This is a genomic window from Pedobacter sp. 01T416_2, assembly GCF_056398925.1.
Map to the genome: position 1 here is coordinate 1 of NZ_JBFTQI010000304.1, position 6508 is coordinate 6508.

Annotated in this window: 3 protein-coding genes; all 3 read right to left on the reverse strand. The window is 36.4% G+C overall.

Going from position 1 to position 6508, the window contains the following annotated elements; translation table 11 throughout:
* Positions 1-140: 140 nt before the first annotated feature.
* The gene (gene blaB3PEDO, locus AC1DPQ_RS13985; RefSeq protein WP_477609811.1) at positions 141-998 is read right to left on the reverse strand and encodes a PEDO-2 family subclass B3 metallo-beta-lactamase; all 858 of its coding nucleotides are present in this window, start codon (positions 996-998) and stop codon (positions 141-143) included.
* 25 nt (positions 999-1023) lie between these two features.
* Positions 1024-4197: a TolB family protein gene (locus AC1DPQ_RS13990; protein ID WP_477609813.1), complete on the reverse strand. Its 3174-nt coding sequence runs from the start codon at positions 4195-4197 to the stop codon at positions 1024-1026.
* A 172-nt stretch (positions 4198-4369) separates the two neighbouring features.
* On the reverse strand, positions 4370-6508 hold a 2139-nt coding region (locus AC1DPQ_RS13995), incomplete at its 5' end, for a transglycosylase domain-containing protein (RefSeq protein ID WP_477609815.1).

Genomic DNA, 6508 nt, shown 5'->3' on the forward strand with positions numbered 1-6508 from the left:
GAATATAAGCAATCAGGTAAAACTATCATTTACGAGTTTGTCTTAATTGTTACGTTTATTAAACTAAAAGAAATTAAACTATCTCCAAAAAAAAAAAGCGATTATTTGTATTTAATCGCTTTTAACAAGTTAGGAAAAGGTTAATTTTTTATTTTTTCGAGGAAAATATTTTCCAGATCTTCAAGATTCTTGAAAAATTTACTTTTATCCATAAAGACTTTTGGATTATAAGGGGCTCCTGATTTACGCTTATCATGGAGCTCAAACTGACTTGCGTGAGAGGCAACCCAAAGATCAAAGTCAAGCTTTTTCATTGCTTTAAAAGTTTCAGTATAATCTTTTTGGATATCTTTATATGATGCTATTTCTGAGAATTTTCTATCAACAATTATGGATGGCATATTGGCAATCAAAATTTTGTAGCTAGAATTTTTATCTTTTGTATCAAATATAAAACTACACGATCCTTTAGTATGCCCAGGATGATGAAGCATTGTTAAAGTAGTGCTGCCTAATTTAATCTTATCGTTATTCTTCAATAGGAAATCAGGTTTTACAGGCTTGAAACTTATGCCATATTTCCCAAGCTCATAATCTAATTTTCCGCCTGTTTCAAGAGCATCCGCATCTTTCTCATCTACATAAAGTTTCGCGCCGGTTTCTTTTTTAATCTCGGCCATTGCACCCAAATGATCAAAATGAGCTTGGGTTAAGAGCAAAATTTTGATTGATTTATAATCAAATCCCAAAGCTTTTATATTTTCTTTTATTATTGAAAGCGAATTAGCTAAACCTGTATTTATTAATATATTTCCTTTTTCTGTTACAATTAAATAAGAAGCTAAATCATAAGTGCCAACATAATACAAATTACCTGCAATTCTAAATGGCGCTGTAGCTTGAGACCATTCTTTTGGATTATTAGCTGGCTCTGTTACTGTTTGAGCAAAACCCAAAAGACTGCAAGACAATAAAACCATTAAAAATATTTTTTTCATATGCAATTTCCTAATTAATTTCCTTTTACCACCCTGGAGCGAATGTTAAACCAAATACTCCAGTTTTAACATCCTTCCTTTGGAAAGGAATCGCATAATAAGGCTCTAATACAAAATAGCCAAAAACGTTTACCCGTAACGATATACCAATACTCATTGCTGGCACACGTTCCGTTGTAGATTGATAGGTAACTGGATTTCCTTTATCATCTTTAACAGGAACACCATTGTTATCTAATACAGGTTCTGTCGTATAGGTCGGTTCACTTTTAAACTTCACCTTGGTGTCGTTTGTCCAGGCCAATCCTGCGTCAAAGAATAAATTCAGATCAGAGAATAAAAATTTAGAAGGTATTGCAGCTAACTTTTTAGGCCCTGTAAAAGGTAAGCGTACCTCGAAGTTAAAAACGGCTATTTTACTTCCTGTTAACTGGTTAATATCGAAAGATTCTGACGATTGAGCCGAGGTGCTTTTGTAAATTGAATTTGATTCGTAACCTCTAATTAGATAAGGATAACCCAGATACATTGGATAAAGTCTATCCGCATCTTTACCAATCCTTAGGGTGTTATAACTTCGAACGGCAAATGTTACTGGCTTAGCCCTCCAATATTTACGGAGATCTGCAGTTACACCAGCAAAATTATAGGTACCAAAATACTTTTCCCCACTTACGCGATATCTAAAACCATCAAGCGGACCAGTAAGCCCAAAAATAGAGTTATCACCAATAAAGCCAGCATTTAACTGATAAAGTGTAAAAGAATTAAACGGAATGCCGTAGTCCTGAGAAGCAACGTCGTTAGAAATCCTGCTTTTGTCGGAACCAATGTAGTAACCCGCCGAATTGTAATAATTGCTATATCGGTCAACTCTATAACTATAATGCGAAAATGATCCACCCAATTCAAATCTGTGAATTTTGCTAAATGGATAAGCCCCAAAAACCTGGATCTGATCTTCAAACGTTCTGATAATATCCGTTCTGTCTGCTAAGGCATTAACAGTTTGATTATCACCTGTAGGGATATTTTCATATCCGTAAGACCTGAAACCAGATACATATGGAATGTGCGAAACTGCAGCGCCCCAGTTGATTCTGCTTTTCTGATTGATGTAACCCACTAATCCACCAAAATCGTAAATTTCTCCATTTACGGATAGATTTGCTATGATTTGATTCGTGCCTAATATATCGCTAAACATACCCACAATACCACCTGAAACACCGGTTCCGAAACGGCTGGTAGAAACACCAACACCACTATTTGCTAAATAATCTAACCTGAATTTCGGTTTGTATGGCACAGTTTTCATCGAATCGGCTATGGTTTTTTCGAAACGATCAAAATTATTTAAATTAGAATTGATGATGTTTACACCAATGTTTTCCATCGGGGGAAGGATAGCAGCATCAAAGTTTTCATCCTGATTACCAATTCGTTTCGCTTTAAAGCTGCTTAACTTAGCATTATACAAAGTATAACGTTGGTAGCGATAATAGCTATATACAATATCATCAGTTGTAGATACTGAAATTGCAGGCGAAAACTCGGTAATCCCGCTAATTCCTGTAAAATAATCAGTTAACTGATCTACTGTATTATCTGCGAAATTGTATTTATATAAATTTCTAAATCCATCTCTGTTWGAAAGGAAATAGATATTTTGACTGTTTGAAGAGAACTGTGCATTTAGGTTATTTGCTCCTGGAAAAACATTTAAATTGCTCACCGTTTTAGAAGCGATATCGTAAACAGCTAGGTTTATAGGCAGTACTGCATTAACTATATTCGCCTGAATTGCCGCTCTATCTGATGAAAATACCAATTTTTTACCATCTGGAGAGTAACTAGGTGCATAATCAGAATAAACATCGTTAGTAATTTGAGTAATTGTTTTGGTGTCTAAATTGTAGGAGAAGATATCACTTTGTCCTTCAACCATGCCCGAAAAAGCCACATCTTTTCCATTTGGCGACCATGTTAAATTACCAAATTGCTGCACCTGATCCATCGCTGTTTGAGAAACTGTGGTTCCGTTTGAAACATTGATAATCATCATCTGGTTTTTACCATGGCTGAATATACTGAAGGCAAACTGTTTACTATCCGGCGACCATGCTCCAGCTGACTCTATAAAATTGAAATCATCAATATGGCCGTTAGAAATCTGACTGCTCAACTTCCTGATAATTCTGCCGGTTTTGGCATCTGCAAGAAATAAATCAATGCCAAAAAGGTCTTTTTCTGACATGAAAGCCAAATATTTCCCATCTGGACTAAGGGCAGGGGCAACGTTCATATTGCCTGCGTTTTTATTATCGATGATTTTCGTGCCCGTAATTTTGATCTGCGAACTATCTGCTTTTAACATTGGTTTATAATGCGCGTCGATAGAATTTTTCCATAAACCCGACAATGTTTTGTCATCATAGCCAAAAGTATACCTGATGGCGTTTTCATAACCATATTTTGCAGTATTCTTAAACAACGGAACGATGGTGGTATCGCCGTACTGAGAACCTATGTAAGTCCAAAATGCCTGGCCATAACGGTAAGGGAAATATTTATTAGAGTTGGTTAAATCTTTCAATGAAGGGATATCACGGTTCAACATGGCATCGCGCATCCACATCGAAGTAAATGCATCCTTTTTTCCGATTGACAAGTATTCAGCCATACCTTCAACCATCCATAGTGGTGTTTGCCCAACATTTTCTAAGCTAATCGAATCTTTTTCGAGCAAAAGGTGATATTGAAAAGCATGAACAAGCTCGTGCCCTAAAACGTGTCTTGTTTGGCTATTTAGCTCCATAACAGGCATAATTACCCTGTTTTTTAGTGCCTCTGTAACTCCACCGGTACCAATTCCAATTTCTCCGTTAAGAGCTGTTGTTTGCTGGAAGTCAGGATGGTTGTTGTATAATATAATAGGATTTTTCTTTAAAAAAGTATCTCTAAAAACTTCCTGATGCATTTTGTACCAGGTTTCGGCGTCTTGCGAAAACCGTTTTAGAAGTTTCTCGTTTTTGATATAATAATAAATCTCGAAATGGGGGGTTTGCAAAACTTTAAAATCGAGTTTTTTATACCTTACCTTGTTTTGTCCGAAATATTGGGCCTTAACAGAAAAAGAAAGAATAAGCAGAAGCAATAAAGAAGAATATCGCTTTAATAAAGTAGAGCCTATTTTCATATATGTGGTTTTAGTAATGAAGTTCAATAATTTGCGAAAATGAAATTGTAAGAGATTTGGGAAATAAAAATAGCAATTGTTTAAAACAGTATTAAAATTTTAACACTTTTTAGAATTTTTCTGCTCAAAAGCGCAGATAGTTGAGGTATCTGGTTATTTATCGCGATAAAAACTAAGGCTGATTGTTCTCGTTCTTTTTCTTTTCTTTTTCTTCCTGACGTTGCTTTCTTCTCAGTTCTCTTTCTTCCTTTCTGGTTAAAGGAACAGTAGTTGCTGGAGGAGTTTGAACAGGTTCAACTTTCTTTTCTTCTTTTTTTACTTCAGGTTCAATGGTTACAGGAATAACCGTTTCTGGTGTTTCAGGAACGGTAAAATCTGTTGAATCTACTGCTAAGCTATCGGTTGATGTGGTATCTCTTATAATCCGTGGACTAGGGCAGTTGTAGGTTCTAGTAATATCAACTGTTGCTTTAGGGAATGGACCATATGTATAACCGGATTTTGGATCGAGGTATACTTTCTCCATAAACTTAGCGAAAATGGGTAGTGCCGTTCTTGAGCCTTCTCCTTGTTCACCGTTTTTAAAGTGTGCTGTTCTTTCATCACAACCTACCCAAACGCCAGTTACCAGATCTTTGGTTAAACCCATATACCAGGCGTCTACATAATCAGAAGAAGTACCCGTTTTACCGCCAATTTGATTGTTTTTTCTAAATAGATCCGGCCATTCCCATAATGCCTGCGATGTACCTTCTGGCTCTTCCATACCGCCACGGAACATATAAGTCATTAACCAGGCAATTTCTTCTGTTAAAACCCTTTTTGTTTTAGGTTTAAACTCATCAATTACATTGTTATCCTGGTCGGTAATTTTCTCAACTAAAATGGGATCAGTTTTGATGCCTTTATTCATGAAGGTAGCATAAGCTTTTACCATTTCGTAAACTGTAACATCGTTTGAACCCAAACTTACAGATGGAACAGATTCTAGATGGCTATCGATTCCGCACTCGTGCGCATATTTTACAACATTATCCCAGCCCACCTTTTCGGTTACCTGGGCGGTAATGGTATTTACTGATTTCGCCATTGCCCACCTTAAACTCATTTCGCGGTACGAAACACTGTAATCAGCGTTTTTTGGCTCCCAATATTTCGTTTCACCTTTATCCTGATAAGCAATTTTAACAGGTTTATCTGTAAATTTATCACAAGGACTCATGCCTTGTTCTAATGCCGTTAAATAAGCAAAAGGTTTAAAAGTAGAACCTGCCTGGCGTTTAGATTGATTAACGTGATCGTATTTGAAAAATTTATGGTCGATACCACCAACCCAAACTTTAATCTTACCACTTGCGGGTTCCATGGTCATCATTCCGGTATTCATGATTTTACCATAATAACGGATAGAATCCAAAGTAGAGAATGAAGTATCACGATCGCCTTTGTAAGTGAAGATCTGCATCCTTTTCTTTTTATTAAAATAAGCGGTAACAGAATCTGGACTGTTAGGGAATTTCTTTTGTAAAAGTGTGTAAATCGGCAAGTTTTTCATCGCCCTGTCTGGATAATTAACCTTTTGTTTTTCCGAATCGTACCAAGGATCTTCGTTGCCCCACACATTATAGAACCTGCGCTGCAAAATCCTCATCTGATCGGCAACTGCTTCCTCAGCATATTTTTGAAGTTTAGAATCTATAGTAGTGTAAATTTTTAATCCATCTTCATAAAGGTCGTAACCATTATCAGTACACCATTTCTCCAAGTATTTTGCCACAGCAGCCCTTAAATAAGAGTCACCATCGCTGCCATCCTGCATTTTGCCTTCTTTTAGTTTAATCGGCTCCTTTGATAATTCTGTCAAACTATCTTTGCTTAGGTACTTGTACTTGTTCATTTGTGCAAGCACCACATTTCTTCTTTCTAATGCTTTTGCCGGGTTTTTAGTTGGATTATATAACGTTGTGCCCTTTAGCATACCCACAAGCATGGCTGCATCTGTAGTGGCTAAATCTTTTGCTTCCTTATCAAAGTAAATCCGGCTGGCTGTTTTTATCCCATAAGTATTGTTACCGAAAGAAACGGTATTCAGGTACATAGTGATAATATCATTTTTAGAATAGTTAGATTCTAACTTTACAGCAGTCATCCATTCCTTTAATTTTACAATTAAGGTTCTTACTAGAGGTATTTTGATCAATAATCCCTGCGATTTATTATACCGCGTACGATAAAGGTTTTTTGCCAATTGTTGGGTAATGGTACTGGCCCCGCCATCTTTTCCTAAACCAACAACTGCACGGCCAACCGC

What these genes read in the sequence shown, in the direction of transcription:
- blaB3PEDO (WP_477609811.1), bottom strand. Translation starts at nt 998, where the DNA reads ATGAAAAAAATATTTTTAATGGTTTTATTGTCTTGCAGTCTTTTGGGT.